Genomic DNA, 20589 nt, shown 5'->3' on the forward strand with positions numbered 1-20589 from the left:
TGACACCCAATCAGAGTCGAGCGTGAAAACGTTTCCGTACAGGCAACCGCCGTGGGCGAGCCTACGGGCCGGTGAACGCGGCGGTCCCGTCGGTGAAGGTCAGCGCCGCTCGTTCGACGACTTCCGCGGTGTCGGGCAGGGCAGGAAGTACCGGCTCGGAGACGTACAACTCCCCGAGATCCTCCGTGTTCTGTATCCAGAGGATGCGGACCGTCTCCGGGTCGTACCCGCCGAGGGCCGAAAGCGCCGTCCGTATGGCGAACTCGTCGTCCGGCGCGACAACCGGGAGTTGCCCCTTCGCGAGCGACCCGCTGGTGAACGTGTTGGCGTAGGTCTTCCGGAGGTCCAGTTGGTCCAGCGCTGCTTTGCGAGTGAGGTCGGCCAGCCCGATGCCGATGCCGTTGCCCTTCGTCGCCTCGGTGAGGCCGCGGGCGTAGATGATGTCTATCGCTGGCGTCTCGGGGTCCGGCGCGTTGAGGACGCGGTACCGACCGATGACGTTCGTGTCCATCCCGGCCCCGGATATCTCCTTGCCGAGTTCGTCGACGACCAGCAGGTCTACGTCGTCGACAGGCAGGGTCGGCATCTCCTCGTAGGCCCGTTCTAAGAGCGCGGGCTCGCGCTCGATAAACGATCCGGCCGGGACGGCCTCGACGTGGGCGATCTCCTCGTGGAAGTTCTCGACGAGAGCGATGCCGCCGACCAGCGGGGCGGCGTCTTCGATGGCCGACAGCGCGGGTTTCAGCGTCTCCAAGTACCCCTCGGCGATCGCCGTCGAGTGGAAGGACTTCGCTCCGCGCTGTTTGCCCAGGCCGACGACGGTCATCTTCGTTAGGCCGCTCTCGACCGGCCCGGTGAAGTTGGTGTGAGCCTTGACGCGGTTGACGACGAAGACGGCATCGGATTCGAGCGCGGCGACCGAGAGGTGGACCGGCATCTCTGTCTCACCGACGGTCACCGTCGCCACCTGCTCGGTGTCCATCCGTGCGTCTATCGAGGCGTCCATCTCCGATTGGGTGATGCCGAGCGACGCCAGCACCTCCCGCTGGCCCTCGGGGGTCGCCCCGCCGTGGCTCCCCATCGCCGGGACAACGACGGGGTCGAAGCCGCGCTCGGCGAGTCGCTCGACGACGGCGCGCGTGATGTCGTCGATGGCGTGGATACCGCGGCTCCCGACGCCGACGGCGACGGTGGCTCCCTCGGACAGGCCGTCGAGCGGGAGACGGCTGAGTTGCTCGCGGGCCGCTACGGCGGGCTCGGCGACTGTCTCGACGGGCGGTTCGTACCGGACCCGTGCGAACGACGGGAGCGGCTGGGGCTCGATGAGGTGGTCGACGTCACTGCGTTCGGGTACGTCCATACCGGCGTGTATCGACCGAGACGTACAAATGTGTGGGTGGTAAGTATTGCCGCGACGGCGGGCTATTACTCCGTGTGTCGCGGCGCTGTGTCTATGGAAATCGTAGATGTAGAATCGTATCCGATAGAGATTCCGCTGGAGTCCCCGGTCTCCTTCTCGAACCGGACGCTCACCTTCCGCGACCACGCGATAACGCACGTCCGGACGGCAGACGGTCGAGAGGGCGTCGGGTACTCGCTGGGCTACGAGGGGGCCGGCCTCATCTCGGAAGCGGTCGAGTCGCTTCTCGAACCCATACTGCTCGGAGAAGACCCGCGAGACACCACACGGCTCTGGCAGGAGATGTACGACGGCAACGTCCAGATCGGGCGGACGGGGCTCTTCCTGCGGGCCATCTCGACGGTCGACATCGCGCTCTGGGACCTGAAGGCGAAGGCCGCCGACGAACCGCTGTACAAACTGCTTGGCGGCTACGCTGATTCGGTTCCATCCTACGCCAGCGGTGGCTACTACCGCGACGACAAGGGTCACGAGGGCCTGCGCGAGGAGATGCGCCGGTACCTTGACGAGGGTCACGACGTCGTCAAGATGAAGGTCGGTCGCCGCTCGGTCAGCGAGGAAGAAGCACGGGTCGCCGCCGTCCGCGAGGAAATCGGTCCCGACCGGACGCTCTTACTCGACGCCAATGGCGTCTGGTCCTCGCCGACGGAGGCTATCCGGGCCTGTCGCGCCTTCGAACCGTACGACCCATACTTCATGGAGGAGCCGGTGATGATAGACAAAGTCGAGACGATGGCCGAGGTCAACGACGCCATCGACTACCCGGTCGCGACCGGCGAACTGGAGGGGACCCGGCACAACTTCGCCCGACTCAACGATACAGGCGCGGCGACCGTCCTGCAACCGGACGTGACCGTCTGTGGCGGCGTCACGGAGTGGCTCCGCATCGCCAACTACGCGGCCGCCTACGACATCCCCATCGCGCCCCACTACAACTGGAACATCCACGCCTCGCTGTTGGGGGCCATCGAGAACGGTCTCTGGATAGAGTACTTCTACCGGGACATGGACGTGAAGGTGTTCGACGACGTGGTGGCCGAGCCGCTCGCGCCCGACGACGACGGAATGATTCCGCTGCCCGAGACACCCGGCCACGGTGCACCGCTCGATACAGACGCACTCGACGAATTCAGAACTCAATGAGAGATTACTCCGACCAGATAGCGAACCGCGACCCGGACCGTGACGTAGAGATAACCGACATCAAGACCTGCGTGGTCGAAGGCAACTTCGAGTGGAACCTCATCAAGGTCGAGACCGACGCCGGCGTCACCGGCATCGGCGAGTCCTACCGGGGCGGCGGCGTTCCGGAACTCGTCGAGTACACCAAGCGGTTCCTCCTCGGGGAGAACCCGCTCGACGTCGAGCGCCTCAGTCGCTACATCTTCCAGGAGATGTCCGGACACGGCGGGACGACCGGCAAGGTCGTGACCGCCGCCTCGGGCATCGAGGTGGCGCTGTGGGACGCCGCCGGGAAGCTACTCGACCTTCCGGTCTACCAGTTGCTCGGATCGAAGTACCGCGACGAGGTTCGCCTCTACTGTGACTGTCACGCCGGCGAGGCCTACGCCGTCGAGGACGGCGCGACGGCCTACGCCGAGGCGGAGGCGTACTCGCCGGAGGCGTACGCCGCCGAGGCGGCCCGCGTCACCGACATGGGCTTTACCGCGCTGAAGTTCGACCTCGACCTGCCGGCGGACAACGAGCCTGACCCGTACAACGGCCGCCTGACGAACGCGGCCATCGAGGAGAAACGCGAAATCGTCGAGGCGGTGCGAGACGAAATCGGCTACGACGTCGACCTTGCCTTCGACTGTCACTGGGACTACTCCGTCGAGAGCGCGAAGCGACTGGCCCACGAACTAGAGGAGTACAAGCTGATGTGGCTCGAAGACCTCGTGCCCCCCGAGAACATGGACGCCCAGAAGGAGGTGACGAAGGCCACGCGAACGCCCGTTGCCACCGGCGAGAACCGCTTCCGGGTGTTCGAACTCTCGGAACTCGTCTACGATCACGGCGTCGACATCATCACACCGGATCCGACGACAGTGGGCGGCCTCGCCGAGACGATACGGGTCGCCGACCGGGCCGAGGAGAATTACATGCCGATGTCCCCGCACAACGTCTGTAGCCCGGTGGGGACGATGGCCTGCGTCCATCTGGGCGCGGCGACGCCGAACTTCGACCTCTTGGAGTACCACGCGCTGGAGGTCGACTGGTGGGACGACATGCTCGCCCGCGACGAGCCCCTGATTCAGGACGGCTACATCGAGGTGCCCGAGGAACCAGGGCTGGGTATCGAACTGGACGAGTCCGTCGTCGAGGAACACCGGCTCGACGGGACGACCGGGTTCTGAGGCCGAACCCGCCTCAGACGATCTGGTTCCGGAGGTTCTCGTAGACGCCCGATTCGGCGACTCGCTCCAGATTCTCCACGAGGATATCCGCGCGCCGCTCCCAGTACTTCGGGGTGTGCCCCGATACGTGGGGCGTGAGAAAGACGTTCTCGAACCCCCAGAGGTCGTGGTCGCTCGGGAGCGGTTCCGGGTCGGTCACGTCCAGCGCCGCGCCGTGAATCTTGTTCGACTGGAGCGCCCCGACCAGCGCCGGCGTGTCGACGACGCCGCCGCGGGCGACGTTGACGAGGACAGCGTCCGTCGGCAGGATACCGAGCTCGGTCTCGCCTATCAGTTTCTCCGTCGTCTCGGTCAACGGACAGGAGAGGACCAGGACGTCCGTCCGGGCTAGCGCGTCGTCGAGGTCGTCGTAGCCCATGACCTCGTCGGTCGGCCCGCCTTTCGACGGGGTGTGACGCACGCCGAGCGTCGTCACGTCGAACCCCGAAAAGCGCTGGACGATGGCCTCGCCGATGGAACCGAGACCGACGACGGTCACGGTGCTCCCGGCGAGTTCGGCGAACGACTGAAACCGTCGCCACTCCCGTCGCCGCTGCCGACGGCGGCCCTCGTCCAGTCGCCGGGTGAACGTCAGCACCCAGCCGAGGACGTGTTCGGCGATGTTTGGGCCGTGGACGCCCGAGGCGTTCGTCACGGCGATTCCCCGCTCGGCGAGCGCATCGAGTGGCAGCTGTTCGACACCGGCCGAGTTACAGGCGAACAGCCGGAGGTTCTCGGCGGTAGCGAGGTCGGCTTCGTCCAGTCCGCTCCCGGCGACGACGGTCGCCGTCCCGAGCAGTCGCTCCCGGTCGGAGGGCGTCCCCGCGAGACTGATGGTGTGGTCGGGCAGTCGTCGTCGGAGAACGTCGGCGTACGCCGCGGCGGGAATTCCGTGTGCGTCGTGGTCGAGGACCGCGATGTCGGGTCTGTCCGTGGACATGTGCTCTGTCGAAGGGAGTCGAGGCCGACTGACAAAGTACCCGCGGTCGCCCCACCTAGGCCTCTATCCGAATCGGTGACGACACGCTCATCAGGAGCAGGCAGACGATTCCGACGCCCGCCCCGACCGCTGCTGTCGCGATACCGACCAGTCGAACCGAGGAGACGAACCCGAGTTGCGGGTTCAGGACGGCGATGGCGATGCCCATGAGGATGGGCGTTATCGTCGCCGCCGCGCGGCCGCTCCCCTCGCTGAGACTCACCAGCCCGCCGCGGAGCGTCGGCGGTGCGAGCGTGGTGATGACGCTCCGGTATATCGAGAGGACGACGCCGAATCCGAGGCCCATGAACACGACGCCGACGCCCGCCAGCCAGAGCGCGTCGGCGAGGAAGACGACCGCGAGGCCGGCACCCAGCGAGACGTTCATCGCGACGAGCGGGTACAGTCGACGGTCGAAATGCGCGGTGATGCGACCGGCTTGTGTCGCCGCGACCGCGTAACTGGTGCTAGCGAGGGCCGCAAGTATGCCCGCCTGCGCCGGCGTTCCACCGAGGCCGTCGACGACGACGATGGAGTTGTAGGTGAGAAAGCCGAACCACACGAGGTTAGCCGAACCGCGGGCGACGACCATCGTCCACGCTCGCCTGTGCGAGACGAGCGTCCAGAGGTCGCTCAGTTGTGCTCGGAGCGGGCGCTCGTCGTCGGTGTCGGCGTCGGAATCGATGGGCTCCTCGAACCAGACGTAGACGACGGCGGCGATGGGGAACGCGATGGCGTACAGGAGAAACGGATACTGCCACGCGAGGCCGACCAGGAGCCCGGCAGTGAGCGGGAAGACCGTTTGCGTGATGCCGGACCCAGTGAAGCGAAAGCCCTGCGCCGTCGCCTCCTTGGTCCCCGAGTAGAGGTCGCCGATGCTGGTGATGATGACCGGCGTGAGCGCGGCGAAGCCGAATCCCTGACAGAACCGCAACAGTAGGGCGGCCTCGAACGTCGAGACGAGCGAGATGGCCGTGCCAGTGATACCGAACCAGAGGAGCCCGACGAGGATGACCGGCCGTCGCCCGTACCGGTCGGCGAGGACGCCAGTGATGGGGATGACGACGACGGCGGGCGCAGTGAACGCCGACATCATCAACCCGATATTCGCCGGTGTCGCGCCGAGTGGCTCGACGAGCGAGTTCAACACCGGGGAGAGGAGTGCGGTTCCGAGCGGCGGGAGCATGTTCGTGAGGAACAGCAACTGAAAGGGACGTTCACGAATGACGCCCGCGTCGGTCCCGGCGATCGATGAGAGCGATGCCACAGGCCCGACCACTCGGCTGAGCGAATTAAATCTGACCATTAGTCGGCCGCCCGGCAGTATCGACGACCGCCGTACGAGGTGAGTCCCCGCCGCCCTCTCCCGTTCGAAGCCGTCGAACACTTTTTATCGTTGAGGATATACTGACTGTGTATGGGAATGCAATCCGGCGGCGAACTGGCCGATTCGGTCAAGACGGCCCAGACACTGTTCGACGTCGTGCAGTTCGTCAAAGAGGAGGAGGGAACGACGCTCACGGAGATGGCGGCCGAACTCGACTACGCGAAGAGTACGATTCACCGCCACCTCCGGACGCTCGAACACCTCGGATACGTCGTCGAGCGAGACGACGGCTATCAGGTGGGCCTTCGCTTTCTGGACATCGGCGTGACCGCACGGAACAGCTACTGCGGGTACAAACTCGTCCGCGACAAAGTCGAAGAGATTGCCAACGAGACGGGCGAACGCGCGCAGTTCTTCGTCGAAGAACACGGTGAGGCAGTGTATCTCGCTCGCTCGGTCGGTAACCAGGCGGTACACACTGACCCAGGAATCGGGAGTCGTATTCCCCTCTACGCGGCGTCTGCGGGAAAAGCGATTCTCGCGGAACTTCCGGAACCGAAGCTGTTCGAAATGGTCGAACTGATGGACTTCGAACCGGTGACCGAGTACACGATAACCGACCCGGACGAGCTGTTGCGGGAACTCGACGAGATACGCGAGCGAGGATACGCCTTTAACCGCGAAGAGTCGCTGCAGGGGACACACGCGGTCGGTGTCTCTATTTGCGATTCAAACGGTGATGTCATCGGTGGACTCAGCGTCACGGGTCCTTCTCACCGACTGAAGGGCGAACGGTTCGAGACGGAACTCCCCGACCTGTTGCTCGGGGCCGCGAACGAACTCGAACTCAACATCGCCCATTCGTAGCTCACGCGCTCTCTGGACCATCTATTGATTCGAGGGCATCGCTACAGCTCGATGACGTACACGGTGACAGCCGCTCCTGTGCCTCTATTCGAAAATATCGAACGCATGTCGCTGATGACCGAGTCCATTTCGCAATCACTGTGGTGTGTGTTGTCACGTTCCATTGAACGTCTTGAGACACGCTCACAGTGGAATAACATGCGTACTATAGTTAGTACCTGCCGGTCGTGGGGCGCTACTGCAGTTCCCCACACGTGATCGCTCTAACGGCATCGAAAGTCAGAGACGCTCTCGGCCGACGTAGCGTGTTCGGCGACATCGAACCTCCTATAAATACAATAATTCAGTATCAGAACGATCGCTAGTATATTCATATATCAGTCGTATATTTAGAAATCAGGATAATCTACGCAAAGTGTGAGTTTTGAAGAACAGAATGGGGTGAAAATAGATATAGAATACGATACTATATATCTGATAGCAGAAGCGCCGGAAAGATGGATATAAAACTCTCATATTAGCCGATACCTCTCTATATATCTCCTGCCTGCGCCCATCTAGTAGGGATATAGGTCTATATGGGTGCGATAGAGATATGCTGGGCCCTGAGCCGAGTCCGGCCGCGCTACGCCTCGACGTACAACTGGCAGTCGTAGTACGCGCCGTCGTAGGCGAGATACTGCGTCTCGTAGGCCTCGTTCTCGCAGTTCGACTGCGAGCAACCGAGCGCTTCTCGAAGGTGGAGCGCCGACAGCAGCGACTCGAAGTCTGTCGAGAGCGGCATCGTCTCGGTGTACGTCTCCCGTCTACGCGCTCGTTCGAATAGGTCGCGCGCGTCCGCGCTCAGGTCGCTTGAGGAGAGGCGAACTTCGACGGTGGCGGCGTCGGCGACAGCGGCGAACGCCTTCGGACTCGTGGCGACCTGCGTCGCCGTCGCCGTGTGTTCGACTTCAGTCAGCGTCTCGTAGCTCACGTCCACTCGGAGAACGGTGTCGTGGACCGAGACGTACTCGTGGTCAGGCGTCGGCGTCAGTTCGCTTTCGGCCCGGTCGGCGTAGCGATAGACGTAGCCGCCTTCTTCGACCAGATCCCACGGGGCACCACCGTCGTACTCCCGGGCGCGAGCGGCGAAGTACGCCGGCAGCACGGCGTGCTGGTCGAGTTCCGGGAGCGAGTCCCGGGGAGTCGCGTCCGGCACGTTTTCCTCGTCTGCGCGATCGACCCAGTGCAGTCGCAGCACGGGGCGTTCGATCCGCTTGCTTCCGGTGACGGCGTCGTGGAGCTGATAGTACGTGCCGTCGTGTTCGGTGTACTCGCCGTCGGGGACGGCGCTGTGTCCGTAGGTGCTGTCCCGTTGGCCGGTGACCGCGGCCGCCCACGCGTCGCGGCGGACGGCGGCGTACGGGTCGTCCTCGTTCGTCTGGGGTTTCCACTGGATGATTTCCGTGAGTGGGCGGTCCGGCGTCTCGACGTAGAGCGTGTACTCGACGCTACGACTCGACTGGAGTGAGTCACAACCGGCCAGCGAGGCGAGACCGGCAGACGTCGCGCCGATGAAGGTCCGGCGATTAGTGGAGGGCATCGAGTGAGGTGTTTACGAGTGACCGCCTAAAGCTATCGATTAAAAAACACGAACGCTACTGATTCTCAGGCTATCGCGGTACGGCACGGGTCTCGCTGTCGCTCTGTTCTCACGCTCGGAACCGAGGAAACCAGAACATTCAGTACCGCCTGCCGCGTTTGAGGGGTATGCACGATTCGTGTGGCGCAGTTGCGGCAGCAACGCCCCATCCGCTGTCGTCACCGCGTCACCCCTTTGGCGGGACAACGAGGTGGCACCGATGCCACACGACGTGAACAACGTCGTTCTCGTCACCGTCGATTCACTACGGGCCGACGCGCTCGGCGGCCCTGACAGCGTCTCGCCGGTGTTCGACCGACTCGCCGAGGAAGGCGTCGTTTTCGAGAACGCCATCGCCCACGGCAACTGGACGCCCTTTTCGTTTCCCAGTATCCACGGCTCGCGGCCGGTGTTCGACGAAGGGAGCGACATCGGCGTCGCCTCGACGCCGACGCTGGCCGAACGCCTCTCTGCGGCAGACCTATCCACCGCCGGCTTCAACGCCGCCAACGGCTTTCTGACCGAGCACTGGGGATACGACCGCGGGTTCGACGAGTTCGAACCGTTCGTCGAGAGCAGCGTCTACAGTAAGTATCTGGCCGCCCACCCGACGGTACAGGCGTGGGTCCAACTCCTCACGTCGCCGTTTCGCCGGGCCGCCACGATACTCGGGGGTGGGTCGGACGAACGCCCCTTCGCCGACGTTTCGCGGATGGGTGACCTCGAAGACCACGCGACCGAGTTTCTCGAATCGACGGACGGGGGTTTCTTCCTCTGGGTCCACTACATGGACACCCACACGCCCTACGTCCCGGCCCCGCGCCACCTTCGAGAGGTCTCAGACACGCACTTCGGTCTGTTCCGGATGCTGGGGTCGCACGTCCGGACTGGACTGGGCTGGGACATCGACGAGAAGCGACTCGGAACGCTCCGGACGCTGTACGACGGGACGATTCGGCAGGTGGACGCGAGCGTTGGCCGGCTGCTCGATACGCTCGAAGGCGAGGGACTGACCGACGACACGGCCGTCGTCGTCGCCGGCGACCACGGCGAGGAGTTCTTAGACCACGGCCATCTCGCACACTATCCGAAACTCTACCGCGAACTCGTCGACGTACCGTTCTTCGTGACCCACCCCAACGGGGAGAGCGGAACAGTCGAGCAGCCGGTCGGCCTGAACACGATCCCGCCGACTGTCTGTGAGTTGCTCGGCATCGATCCGGCCGAGGCGTGGGAGGGCGAGTCCGTCGCGCCAGCGTTGGACGGCGACGAAATCGAGGACCGGAGCCCGATACTCTCCGTCGCCGTTCGCGGCGAGAGCGTGACGAGCCAGCCGATACCGCGCCGCCTCGACGACGGCGAGTTGCTCGTGAGCGCCCGCGACGCCGACTGGACGTACATCGAACACACGAAGTCGGACCACTGCGAACTGTACGACCGCCGTGAGGACCCAACCGAGCAGCGAGATCTCTGTGCCGAGGGCGTCGCACCGCCGCCGGTCGTCGACCGACTCTCCGAGGCTGTCGCCAGCCACGTCGACCGACTCGAAACGGCGTCAGACGCCGATTCAGGGGAGGGAGCGGCGGAAGAAGCGTCAGACGAAATTGCGGCACGCTTAAAAGCACTGGGTTACAAGTAGGCCGACATGTCGTACGCCGTCGCAACCTCACCGCGACGACAGCGACTCCTTCGGTTCTTCCTCGTCGGGCTGAGTGCGGCGGCCGTCCAGACGGTACTGCTCTGGGCGTTCGTCGACATCGGCGGGTTGAACTACCTGTTCGGGGCGTTCGTCGCCATCGAGATCACCATCCTCTTTCAGTACGTCCTCAACAACGCGTGGACGTTCCACCGCTCGAAACACACCTCGCGCCGGGAGTACATTATTGGGATGGGGAAGACGAATCTCGTCCGGGGCACCGCCATTCCCCTGCAGTTGGGGATCCTCTACGCCCTGGTCTCGGCGACCACGATTGAGTATCTCATCGCCAACGGCATGGCCATCGCCGTGACGGGCCTCTATCGGTACGCGCTCGACGCCACCTGGACGTGGAGCTGACGACGAGACAGAACTTGCGACGACGCCCACCGTTTTTGCCGCCCCCGACCCGAGTAGTCGCATGGACGATTCGGTTCGACTGGGCGTCGACGTCGGCGGGACGTTCACCGACGTCGTCCTCGCCGCTGTGGACGGGGTGACGACGGCGAAGGTCCCGACGACGGACCCACAGCACGAGGGGGTCTTAGCGGGCATCACGACGGCCTGCGAGACGGCAGCCGTAGACCCCGACTCCGTCTCCCGGTTCCGCCACGCGACGACCGTCGTCACGAACGCACTCTTAGAGGAAGACGGGGCCGAGACGGCGCTCGTGACCACCGATGGGTTCAGAGACGTGTTGGCCATCGGTCGGCAGGACCGCCCGGAACTGTACGACCAGTCGGTCGCGCGACCGACCCCGCTGGTGCCGGCCGAACGCCGATACGAACTCGACGAACGCGCGACGACCGACGGTATCGAGCGGCCGGTCGACCCCGACGCGGTTCGTGACCTCGCTGGCGGCATCGAGGCCGACGCCGTCGCGGTGTCGCTGCTCCACGCCTACGCGCATCCCGACAACGAGCGCCGGGTCGCCGAAATCCTTCGCGAGGAACTGGACGCGCCCGTCTCGGCGAGCCACGAGGTGCTGTCGGCGTTTCGCGAGTACGAGCGCACCGCGACGACGGTGGCCGATGCCTACGTCACGCCGGTCGTCGACGCGTATCTCGGTCGCCTGGTCGAGGGCGCGACCGGACGCGGCCTGCCCGAACCGCGGGTGATGCAGTCCAACGGCGGCATCGCCGACGCCGACACCGTCCGCGAACACGCCGTGACCACTGCGCTCTCCGGACCAGCGGCGGGCGTCGTCGGTGCCAGCGCGTTCGAACCCGACGCGGCGGGCGTCGTTACCTTCGACATGGGCGGGACCTCCAGCGACGTCTCGCTGGTTCGCGACGGCGTGATCGAGCGCACGACCGACGCCGACATCGGCGGTCGGCCGGTCCGAGTCCCGATGGTCGACGTGGAGACGGTCGGTGCCGGCGGCGGGTCTATCGCGTGGGTCGACGCCGGCGGTGCGCTCAGAGTCGGCCCGCGGTCGGCCGGTGCGGACCCCGGTCCGGCCTGCTACGGACAGGGCGGCAGCGACCCGACGGTGACGGACGCGGCGCTCCTGTTGGGATATCTCGGGCCGAATACGACGCTCGGGTCGGGGCTGTCGCTCGATGCCGACGCGGCCCGAGAGGCGCTCGCGGAACTCGCCGACGACGCGAATCTCGACGGGCCAGTAGCGGCCGCCCGCGGGGTCTACCGCGTGGCGAACGCGACGATGACCCGGACGATTCGCAGCGTTACCGCCGAGCGCGGCGACGACCCCCGCGAGTTCGCCATCGCGGCCTTCGGCGGCGCGGGACCGATGCACGCCGCGGCGCTGGCCGACCGACTCGGCGTCTCGACGGTCGTCGTGCCGCGAGCCAGCGGCGTCCTCTCGGCACTGGGACTGCTGGCGGCCGACGAACGCCACGATGCCGTCCGAACATTCCGCGCACGTCTCGACAGCGTGGACCCCGACTCCGTCGAGAGCGTTCTCGGAGCTCTCGAAGATAGCGTCCTCGACGAGACGGCGACGCCCGAGGCGGCGACAGTCACGTTCGAAGCCGACTGCCGCTACGTCGGGCAGAGTCACGAACTGGGCGTCGGTATCGAGGATTTCGATCGTGCCACGCTGGCCGCACGCTTTCAGGCGGCCCACGAACGAGCCCGCGGCTACCGCCTCCCCGACGCCGACGTCGAACTCGTGACGCTCCGGGCGACGGCGACCGTCAATCACGCGATGCCGGACCTCACACGCGCCGCAACTGACGACACGGACCCGCAGACGGGGACGCGAGACGCCGCCTTCGGCGGGGCGTGGCACGAGACGCCGGTGCTCGGCTGGAGCGGACTCGCTGCCGGCACCCATCGGAACGGCCCGGCCCTCGTCGAGGGCGGTGAGAGCACCGTCGTCGTCCCGCCCGAGTGGTCGCTTTCCGTCGACGACCGGGGGACGCTCCGACTGGAGGGTAGCGAATGACCGCGAGCCACGGCGATACCGACCTCGACGCGGTCGAGTTAGAGATTCTGCGAAACCAACTGGAGAGCGTCGCCGAGGAGATGGGGCAGGTGTTGATCCGGGGTGCGTTCTCGCCGAATATCACCGAGCGACGGGACTGCTCGACGGCGCTGTTCGACGCGTCGGGCAAACTCGTCGCCCAGGCCGAGCACATCCCCGTCCACCTGGGCGCGATGCCCGAAGCCGTCGATTCGGTTCTCGACCGAGACCCGGACCCCGGCGACGTGTTCGTCCTCAACGACCCTTTCGAGGGCGGGACGCACCTCCCGGACGTGACGCTCGTCTCGCCGATCGTTCCCGACAGCGAGGCGCTCCGCGCCTCGAAGCGGTCAAGCGGCTGGAGGGCGCGAGACAGCGAAATCGTGGGCTACGCCGTCTCGCGCGCCCACCACGCCGATGTGGGCGGGATGGCTCCCGGGAGCATGCCCGCGGGCGCGCGAGACATCCAACAGGAGGGGCTTCGCATCCCGCCGACGCGACTCGTCGCCGACGGCGAGCGACGCGAGAGCGTCTGGAACCTCTTGGCGGCGAACGTCCGCAATCCCGAGGAACGCAGGGCCGACCTCAGCGCGCAGCTGGCGGCCAACGACCGCGGGGCCGAGCGAGTCGAGGAACTGCTCGACGACCACGGCGACCGCTTGCTGCACGCTTTCGACGCGGTGCGGGCGTACTCCCGTCAGCGCGTCGAGGCGGAGATTCGGGCGTTTCCGGACGGCGTCTACGCCGCCAGCGACGTGCTGGAGGGCGACGGCGTCGTAGACGACGACATCCCCATCGAGGTGACGGTGACCGTCGACGGCGCGACGCTCGACGTGGACTTCTCGGGGACCGCCCTGCAGGTCGCAGGCAACGTCAACGCGCCGCTGTCGGTCGCGAAGAGCGCGGTGTACTTCGTCGTCCGGTCGGTCACCGACCCCGACGTGCCGCCCAACGGCGGTTGTTACGACCCCGTGACCGTGCGCGCGCCGCCGGGGTCGCTCCTCAATCCCGAACCGCCGGCGGCCGTCGTCGGCGGGAACGTCGAGACCAGTCAGCGCGTGACCGACGTGGTGTTCAGAGCGCTCGCTGAGGCAGTGCCCGACCGCGTCCCGGCGGCCGGACAGGGGACGATGAACAACGTCGTCGTCGGCGGCCCCGAGTTCAGCTACTACGAGACGGTCGGTGGCGGGATGGGCGCGAGCGCGGACGCGGACGGTCCCTCGGGCGTGCAGGTCGGAATGACGAACACGCTGAACACGCCCGTCGAAGCGCTGGAAGCGGCCTACCCACTCCGCGTCGAGGAGTACGGCCTGCGGTCGGGGAGCGGTGGCGACGGCGAACACCGCGGCGGCGACGGGCTGATTCGGGAACTCACCGTCGAGGCGGCCGCCACCGTCTCACTGTTGACCGAGCGCCGCCGTCACGCACCGTGGGGGCTAGCGGGTGGCGACGACGGCGAACCGGGCCGAAATCTCCTCGACGGGGAGTCCGTTCCGGCGAAGGTGACCCGCGACGTCGAGGCGGGAACGACGGTCAGAGTCGAGACGCCCGGCGGCGGCGGCTACGGTCGCGACGGTGACGGTCGCAGTGGAGACGATACCGAACGACGCTGAGTAGGACGTGATTTTTGTTCTCTCGCGTCACAGCCAACGCATGGACAGCCGACCGCTCTACGCCGCGGTCGCCCTCCTCACCGTGTTTGCCCTCGTCGTCGGTGCGCCGACGCTCGACCGGCCCGTCGAGTCCGGCGACGGAAGTGTGGTCAGCGGCGAGCGCCGCGGGTTCAGTTCCAGTAGCGCCGAGGCACCCTCGGCGCTCCGCGACGTTTCCCTGCTCGTCTTCCTCCTCGTCGGCGCGGGCGCGCTCGCCTACGGACTGCGACAGTATCGGTCGAGCGACTACGTGACGATGGGCGTGACCGTCGTCGTCCTCACGATTGTCTTCGTTGTCGTCGGCTGGAACCCGAGCACGGCGGGCGGGTTCGCCGGCCCGGTCGTCAACAACGCCACCGCTGGCGCGGTCGCCGCGACCCGACCGGGTTCGCAGTCGGCGTGGCTCGTCGGCGCGGTCGGCTCGTTCGCACTCGTGGTCTTGGCGGGCGTCGTACTCGTTCGGGCGACGGACGCCGAAACGTGGACGGTAACGGACGCCGACTCCGATGCGGAAGACGGTTCGGCGACCGAGGACGCGACAGCGCTCGGCGAGGCGGCGGGCCGAGCGGCCGACCGAATCGCCGAGGACGCGTCCCTCGACAACGCAGTCTACCGGGCGTGGCGCGAGATGACCGACGCGCTGGACGTCGCGGACCCAGCGACCATCACTCCAGGCGAGTTCCAGACGGCGGCCGTGGACGCCGGGATGGACCCCGAGGACGTAGCAGTGTTGACGGACCTCTTCGAGACGGTTCGCTACGGCGACCAGTCCGCGACCGAGGAGCGCGAGCGGCGGGCCGAACAAGCCCTGCGGAACGTCGAACGGACCCACGGGGGGACGTCGTGAACTATCGCCGTCGAGCGGCGCTCGTCGTCGGCGTCCTCGTCGTAGTCGCCGGTCTCTGGGGCGCGCTAACCGGGGCGTTCTCGCTGTCGCTCCGGCCAGGGACGGTCGTCTTCGTCGGCGTCTTCGCTGTCGGGCTGGGGTTGTACGGTGCGTACCGACGATACCGGACAGAGCCGCGAAGCCCCGTGCTGCGAGACCCCGCGACCCGCGACGTCTCGCCGCCGGAACCGGCGACCGATGGGTTCGGCTCCGGATCGACGCGACGCATCGAACAGCACCGACTGACCGAGGACGTTCGGTCGCTGCTCCGACGGGCGCTCACTCGCGGCGAAGGCGACACTGACGCCGCCGACGCGGCTCTCGCGTCGGGCGAGTGGACTGACGACCCGTCGGCGAGCGCCGCGTTCGAGCGCGACGTGGGACGACGCCGGCAGTACCGCGACCGGCTGGCCGCACGGCTCGGCGAGACGACGCGACTGGCCTATCGACTCGAACGTGCGGCGACCGGTCTCCGGTCAGTGCTGGGGCTGACGGCGGACGACGATGCGCTGCCCGAACCGCGGCGGACCAGCGGACTGGGAACGGTCCAGACCGGACGTTGGGCGGGCTTTCGGGTGGTGCCGTTCGTCTTCGTCGGCGTCGGGCTCGTTGCCCGTCGGCCGGGACTCGTACTGGCGGGGGCTGTCGCCGTCGTCGCGCTGGCAGTCAGCGCTGCTTCGCGGGCCCCCGACCCCGACCTGATCGTGAATCGCGCCGTCGACGCCGCTGACCCGACCCACGGCGAGGAGGTGACCGTGACGATGCAGGTGCGCAACGACGGCGACCGGACGCTGTTCGACTGTCGCCTCGCGGACGGCGTCCCTGACACGCTTGCCGTGACCGAGGGGTCGGCGCAGTTAGCGACGGCGCTGCGCCCGGACGCGACGGCGACTGTCGAGTACACCGTCCGCGCGACCCGCGGCGACCACGCGTTCGGCCCGCCGCGGGCGGTCGTCGGCGACGCGGCCGGAACCGCGGCGACGGTGACCGAGCCGACCGTCACCGGCGACGACTCGCTCTCTGTCTCGCTGCCGCCAGAGGACCTTTCGGTGCCGGTTCGGTCCCGGACGACACAGCACCGCGGCCGCATCAAGGCCGATTCGGGCGGCGACGGCATCGCCTTCTACGCCACCCGCGAGTACCGCCCGGGCGACCCCCTCTCCCGAATCGACTGGAATCGCTACGCGAGCACGCGTGACCTCTCGACGCTTCAGTTCCGGGAGGAACAGGCCGCCACCGTCGTCGTCCTCGTTGACGCTCGCCCGGCGGCCTACCACGCGCCGACCGACCCGTCGCTGGATACGACCGTCGACCGGGCCGTCGTCGCCGCTCGCGGCGTCGTCGGGGCTCGCATCGACGCAGAAGACCAGGTCGGACTAGCGGCGCTCTCGACGGAGCGCCTGTTCGTCCCGCCGGGCGGGGGCCACGCGCATCGGAGTCGGCTGGAGACGGTGCTGTCGAGCGCGGACGCGTTCGGGCCGACGCCGGCCGACGGCGAGTTCTACGTCGGGCCGACGTTCCGCTGGCTCCAGCGCGAACTCCCGAACGCGGCGCAGGTGGTCTGCTGTTCGCCGCTGACCGACGACACCGTCGTCCGAACGTTGCGATATCTGGCCGCCTACGGCCACCCGGTGACGGTCCTCAGTCCCGACCCGGGAACCCGACCGACGGCGGCGGGGACCGTCGCGGCCGCGAAGCGTCTGTTCAGACTCTCCGACCTCCGACGGCAGGGAATTCCGGTAATCGACTGGCGACACGGGGAGTCGCTCGCGGCTGCGATCGAACGACAGGGACGGGAGTGGTCAGCGTGAGACACCTTCGTCCCGTCGGCGTCGTCGCCGTGGTGGCCGCGCTGTTCGGCGCGCTCGCCGTGGCGACGACCCGCGGTGGCCCAGTCGCACTACTGGGCGTCGTCGCGGTGATCGGCGGCGTCGTCCGCTCACACCGCGGCGCGGTGACGGTCGGCGCGGCGGTACTCGCACTCGGCGTCCTCGTCGCCGGCGTCTTCGGGAGCAACACCGTTTCCCTCCTCTTCGGCGTCGCGGCGGCGGTGCTCGCGTGGGACTTCGGCCACTACGCGGTCTCGCTCGACACCAGCCTGACCGAGGACGCGGTGACGCAGAACGCAGAAGTAGTTCGGGTTGCTGGCGGCACGCTCCTCGCCGCGCTCACGGTCGGCGTCGTCTCGGTCTCGGGGCTGGTGGTCGCCGTTCCCGCCGTAGATACGTTGACCGCGACGCTGCTGTTCGCGGGGACGATACTGACAATCTACGCGGTTCACTAGACTGTCGGGACCGGGATCTGTCCGAGTACGTCCGCCAACACGTCGCGTTTGTCGACCTGCTCGACGCGGGCGTCCGGCGTCAGAACGAGACGGTGGGCCAACACCGGCTGGGCGACGCGCTTGATGTCGTCCGGCGCGACGAACTCCCGGCCCTCGATGGTCGCCATCGCTCGGGCAGCCTCGAACAGCCGCTGTGTCCCGCGCGGGGAGACCCCCACCTCGACGCGGTAGTCCTCGCGGGTGGCACGCGCGACGTCGGCCATGTACGATAGCAGGTCGTCGTCGACGGTGACCGTCTCGGGGACGGCGCGCAGGTTCTTCACTTTCTCGTCGTCGAGGACGGCCTCGACGCTCGGACTCTGCTCGGTGCGGCCGGCCCGGCGGCGGAGCAGTTCGACCTCCCCGTCGCTGTCGGGGTAGCCGATAGTACTCTTCGCGAGGAATCGGTCCACCTGCGCCTCCGGCAGTTCGAAGGTCCCCTCCATGTCGACGGGGTTCTGTGTCGCGAGGACGAAGAACGGTTGGGGCAGTTCGTAGGTGTCGCCATCGACCGTGACCTGTCCTTCCTCCATCGCTTCCAGCAGGGCGGACTGGGTCTTCGGCGGGGCGCGGTTGATCTCGTCGGCCAGCACGACGTTGGCGAAGATCGGGCCCTTCGTGAACTCGAACTCGCGGGTCTGCTCGTTGAAGACGTGCGTGCCCGTGATGTCGGCGGGCAGGAGGTCGGGCGTGAACTGCACGCGCGAGAAGGACAGCCCCAGCGCCGTCGCCACGCTCTGGGCGGTCAGTGTCTTCCCCGTGCCGGGCACGTCCTCCAACAGGACGTGCCCTTTCCCCACCACGCCCAGCAGAACCGTCTCGAAGAAGTCGCGGTCCGCGATGACTGCGCTTCCCACCTCGTCCAGGACCTGATTCGACAGGTCACTCGCCTGAGTGACGTCCATATGCGCCCATGTCACGCATCCGGTAAATGCGTATCGAGAACACGACACCCGACGAATCGAAACGCCTAAAGACCAAACGGCGAAACTGTTGGGTGAGCCGAGGTAGCCTAGCCTGGCCAAGGCGGTTGCTTCGAGAGCAACTGTCCTCACGGACTCAGGAGTTCAAATCTCCTCCTCGGCGTTTCTGGCGGCGCAATACGCCGAGCGGCACGAGTCGTCAGCGCCGGCAAACGATTCAGTGGAGATTTGAGCCGACGAGTCGCAGCCCGCGAGTCAACAGAACCGTCTCGGCTCGTTCAAATCTCCTCCTCGGCGTTCCTGTCGAAAATCGACCTGTGAGCGGTGCGTTTTGGCAGTGAGAAGTAACTCTCTTCCGGACTGTTTCGGCGTTTAGTATCTCGATAGTTACGACTGTCGGTGACGAGGTGTGCATTGATGGAGTTGCCAGTGGGACGCGATGACTCAGACGGCGATCAGGCGGAAGATACGATTTCGATGTCACGACGTGACACGCTCAGGTCCGCAGTGGGACTCGGAAGTCTCAGCCTCCCGACGCTGGGCGACGGTCGCGGCTTCTTCGACCGACAGAGCGCCCTCGAAACCGACTCGGCAGGCAGTGGCTGGCAACAAGAGGCGAAACTGGTTCCACCAGACCCGAACTCGGACTTCAGTTACCCGCTGGCAGTGAGCGGGGACACTGTCATCGTCGGCGCACCCTGGGAGCGGAGAGAGCGGTTCGCTTCCGGAACGGCGTACGTGTTCACCCGACAAAACGACGAGTGGGTCCAAGAGGCCAGACTCCTCCCGGACCCGACGAAGCGCCAACGCGACCGCTTCGGTCGTGCGGTCGCGTTGGATGGTGACACCGCTTTCGTCGGGTCGAGGAGCGGGGTGTCGGTGCTGGCTCGTCGAGACGGAGAGTGGGCCCACCAGACGATACTACCTGACCAGACGTCGAACGGGAACATCGGGTCACCCATCGCCCTGAGCGGCTCCACGGCCGTCGTCGGCGTCGGATTCACCGACCGCCCCCAGTACCGTACCGGGTCGGTGCTCGTCTTCACTCGACGGGACGGCGACTGGGCCTTCGATGCGAGCTTACGGGCGGACGAGGGCGACATTTTCGACGGCGACATCGCGGTGAGCGGGGACACGATCGTCGTCGGCGGGAGGGACGAGAACGACGAACCGACCGCGCCCGGGTCGGCGTACGTCTTCACTCGGGAGGGTGGCGAATGGACCAAACAGGCGAAACTGCTCGCGGAGAACGGATACGTCGGAGACAACTTCGGTCAGAACGTGGCCGTCGACGGCGACGTGGCCTTCGTCGGCAAGCCCGGACGCTTCCAGTCCAGAGTGATCAGCGACGAACCCCTGCCGGGACTCCCGGGGAGAACGAGACCCGGAGAGGTGTACGTCTTCACCCGGAAGGGCGGCGAGTGGAGCCAAAAGCAGAGACTGACTGCCGACACGGAAGATACCAAGGGGTTCTTCGGGGCGTCTGTCGAATTCGACGGAGAGCACGCCGTCGTCGGCCGCGGGCCGGACGGCGCGGCCTACGTCTACGACTTCCGAGACGGCGAGTGGACACAGGCGGCGAAACTGCGCCCACCCGACGGAGGCTTGTCCGGATTGACGGTCGTGAGTCAGGGGAGAGTCGTCACAAGCGCCGTAAGAGCGGTGTACGTGTTCAGCGAGGACCGCTGTTCCGACGGCGCGCCTGAAGCCACGATAGAGTGTGGCGAGAGCCGAACGGAGTCCCTCGGAGACGACGGGCGAGACGCGCCCGACGGTACTGGATTCCGCGGCCCCTCTTACTATCAGGACGCCTTTGCGTTCGACGGCACTCAGGGAGCGCGCGTCGTCATCACGATGCGGAGACAGGACGACTCCGGCGACCCCTATCTGATACTTCTCGGTCCCGACGGAAACGTCGTCGCAGAAAACGACGACGGGGGAACAGGTATCACCGCCTGTTTCTCACCGCAACTTCCCGAGGACGGTGAGTACACGGTCGTCGCGACGAGCGCCGCGTCGAACCAGACGTTCGAATACACGCTCAGCGTCGAGTGCCGTCGGCCCTGAGCGT

At 66.5% G+C, this 20589-nt stretch carries 16 protein-coding genes and 1 tRNA gene; 12 read left to right on the forward strand and 5 right to left on the reverse strand.

Annotation, left to right across the window (positions count from 1 at the left end; translation table 11 throughout):
* Nucleotides 1–61: 61 nt before the first annotated feature.
* Complete coding sequence (locus E4S61_RS00645; protein ID WP_135301977.1) at nt 62–1360, reverse strand: DUF362 domain-containing protein; 1299 nt, start codon at nt 1358–1360, stop codon at nt 62–64.
* A gap of 93 nt (nt 1361–1453) precedes the next feature.
* On the opposite strand from E4S61_RS00645, the gene E4S61_RS00650 reads away from it, so the two are divergent.
* Nucleotides 1454–2563 (forward strand): mandelate racemase/muconate lactonizing enzyme family protein, encoded by a 1110-nt coding sequence (locus E4S61_RS00650; protein WP_135301978.1) that lies wholly within the window; start codon nt 1454–1456, stop codon nt 2561–2563.
* Nucleotides 2560–3777 (forward strand): mandelate racemase/muconate lactonizing enzyme family protein, encoded by a 1218-nt coding sequence (locus tag E4S61_RS00655; RefSeq protein ID WP_135301979.1) that lies wholly within the window; start codon nt 2560–2562, stop codon nt 3775–3777. Before E4S61_RS00650 ends, E4S61_RS00655 begins: the two co-directional genes overlap by 4 nt.
* Nucleotides 3778–3790: 13 nt before the next feature.
* Here E4S61_RS00655 and E4S61_RS00660 read toward each other — a convergent pair whose 3' ends face one another.
* Both E4S61_RS00660 and E4S61_RS00665 read right to left on the reverse strand, forming a co-directional pair.
* Nucleotides 3791–4756, reverse strand: a complete 966-nt coding sequence (locus E4S61_RS00660) for a D-2-hydroxyacid dehydrogenase (protein ID WP_135301980.1) — start codon at nt 4754–4756, stop codon at nt 3791–3793.
* A 55-nt stretch (nt 4757–4811) separates the two neighbouring features.
* Nucleotides 4812–6062, reverse strand: coding sequence for an MFS transporter (locus tag E4S61_RS00665; protein WP_135301981.1), 1251 nt, complete (start codon nt 6060–6062; stop codon nt 4812–4814).
* A 150-nt stretch (nt 6063–6212) separates the two neighbouring features.
* Here E4S61_RS00665 and E4S61_RS00670 point away from each other — a divergent pair, with 150 nt between their 5' ends.
* A complete protein-coding gene (locus E4S61_RS00670) occupies nt 6213–6989 on the forward strand; it encodes an IclR family transcriptional regulator (RefSeq protein WP_135301982.1) in 777 nt (258 codons plus the stop codon).
* A gap of 625 nt (nt 6990–7614) precedes the next feature.
* Here E4S61_RS00670 and E4S61_RS00675 read toward each other — a convergent pair.
* Nucleotides 7615–8571: a hypothetical protein gene (locus E4S61_RS00675; RefSeq protein ID WP_135301983.1), complete on the reverse strand. Its 957-nt coding sequence runs from the start codon at nt 8569–8571 to the stop codon at nt 7615–7617.
* Nucleotides 8572–8830: 259 nt separating this feature from the next.
* On the opposite strand from E4S61_RS00675, the gene E4S61_RS00680 reads away from it, so the two are divergent.
* The 7 genes from E4S61_RS00680 (at nt 8831) to E4S61_RS00710 (ending at nt 17556) form a co-directional block, all read left to right on the forward strand.
* Nucleotides 8831–10249, forward strand: a complete 1419-nt coding sequence (locus tag E4S61_RS00680; RefSeq protein ID WP_135301984.1) for a sulfatase — start codon at nt 8831–8833, stop codon at nt 10247–10249.
* Between the two features lie 6 nt (nt 10250–10255).
* Nucleotides 10256–10666, forward strand: coding sequence for a GtrA family protein (locus E4S61_RS00685; protein ID WP_135301985.1), 411 nt, complete (start codon nt 10256–10258; stop codon nt 10664–10666).
* 61 nt (nt 10667–10727) lie between these two features.
* Nucleotides 10728–12716 (forward strand): hydantoinase/oxoprolinase family protein, encoded by a 1989-nt coding sequence (locus E4S61_RS00690; RefSeq protein ID WP_135301986.1) that lies wholly within the window; start codon nt 10728–10730, stop codon nt 12714–12716.
* Nucleotides 12713–14347, forward strand: coding sequence for a hydantoinase B/oxoprolinase family protein (locus E4S61_RS00695; protein ID WP_135301987.1), 1635 nt, complete (start codon nt 12713–12715; stop codon nt 14345–14347). Before E4S61_RS00690 ends, E4S61_RS00695 begins: the two co-directional genes overlap by 4 nt.
* A 40-nt stretch (nt 14348–14387) precedes the next feature.
* Nucleotides 14388–15233 carry a DUF4129 domain-containing protein gene (locus E4S61_RS00700; protein ID WP_135301988.1) on the forward strand — a complete coding sequence of 282 codons (846 nt, stop codon included), beginning with the start codon at nt 14388–14390 and terminating at the stop codon, nt 15231–15233.
* Nucleotides 15230–17083, forward strand: a complete 1854-nt coding sequence (locus tag E4S61_RS00705; protein ID WP_135301989.1) for a DUF58 domain-containing protein — start codon at nt 15230–15232, stop codon at nt 17081–17083. Before E4S61_RS00700 ends, E4S61_RS00705 begins: the two co-directional genes overlap by 4 nt.
* Complete coding sequence (locus E4S61_RS00710) at nt 17080–17556, forward strand: DUF7519 family protein (RefSeq protein WP_135301990.1); 477 nt, start codon at nt 17080–17082, stop codon at nt 17554–17556. The genes E4S61_RS00705 and E4S61_RS00710 overlap by 4 nt, the downstream gene beginning before the upstream one ends.
* Here the strand turns inward: E4S61_RS00710 and E4S61_RS00715 are convergent.
* Entirely contained in the window at nt 17553–18500 is a 948-nt protein-coding gene (locus E4S61_RS00715) for an AAA family ATPase (protein ID WP_135301991.1), read from the reverse strand. The two genes, E4S61_RS00710 and E4S61_RS00715, sit on opposite strands and share 4 nt — an antisense overlap.
* A 96-nt stretch (nt 18501–18596) precedes the next feature.
* On the opposite strand from E4S61_RS00715, the gene E4S61_RS00720 reads away from it, so the two are divergent.
* A tRNA-Ser gene (locus E4S61_RS00720) sits at nt 18597–18681 on the forward strand.
* Between the two features lie 314 nt (nt 18682–18995).
* The gene (locus tag E4S61_RS00725) at nt 18996–20585 is read left to right on the forward strand and encodes an FG-GAP repeat protein (protein WP_167768373.1); all 1590 of its coding nucleotides are present in this window, start codon (nt 18996–18998) and stop codon (nt 20583–20585) included.
* Nucleotides 20586–20589 lie beyond the last annotated feature (4 nt).

Source organism: Haloarcula amylovorans (assembly GCF_004681185.1).
Taxonomy (GTDB): domain Archaea; phylum Halobacteriota; class Halobacteria; order Halobacteriales; family Haloarculaceae; genus Haloarcula; species Haloarcula amylovorans.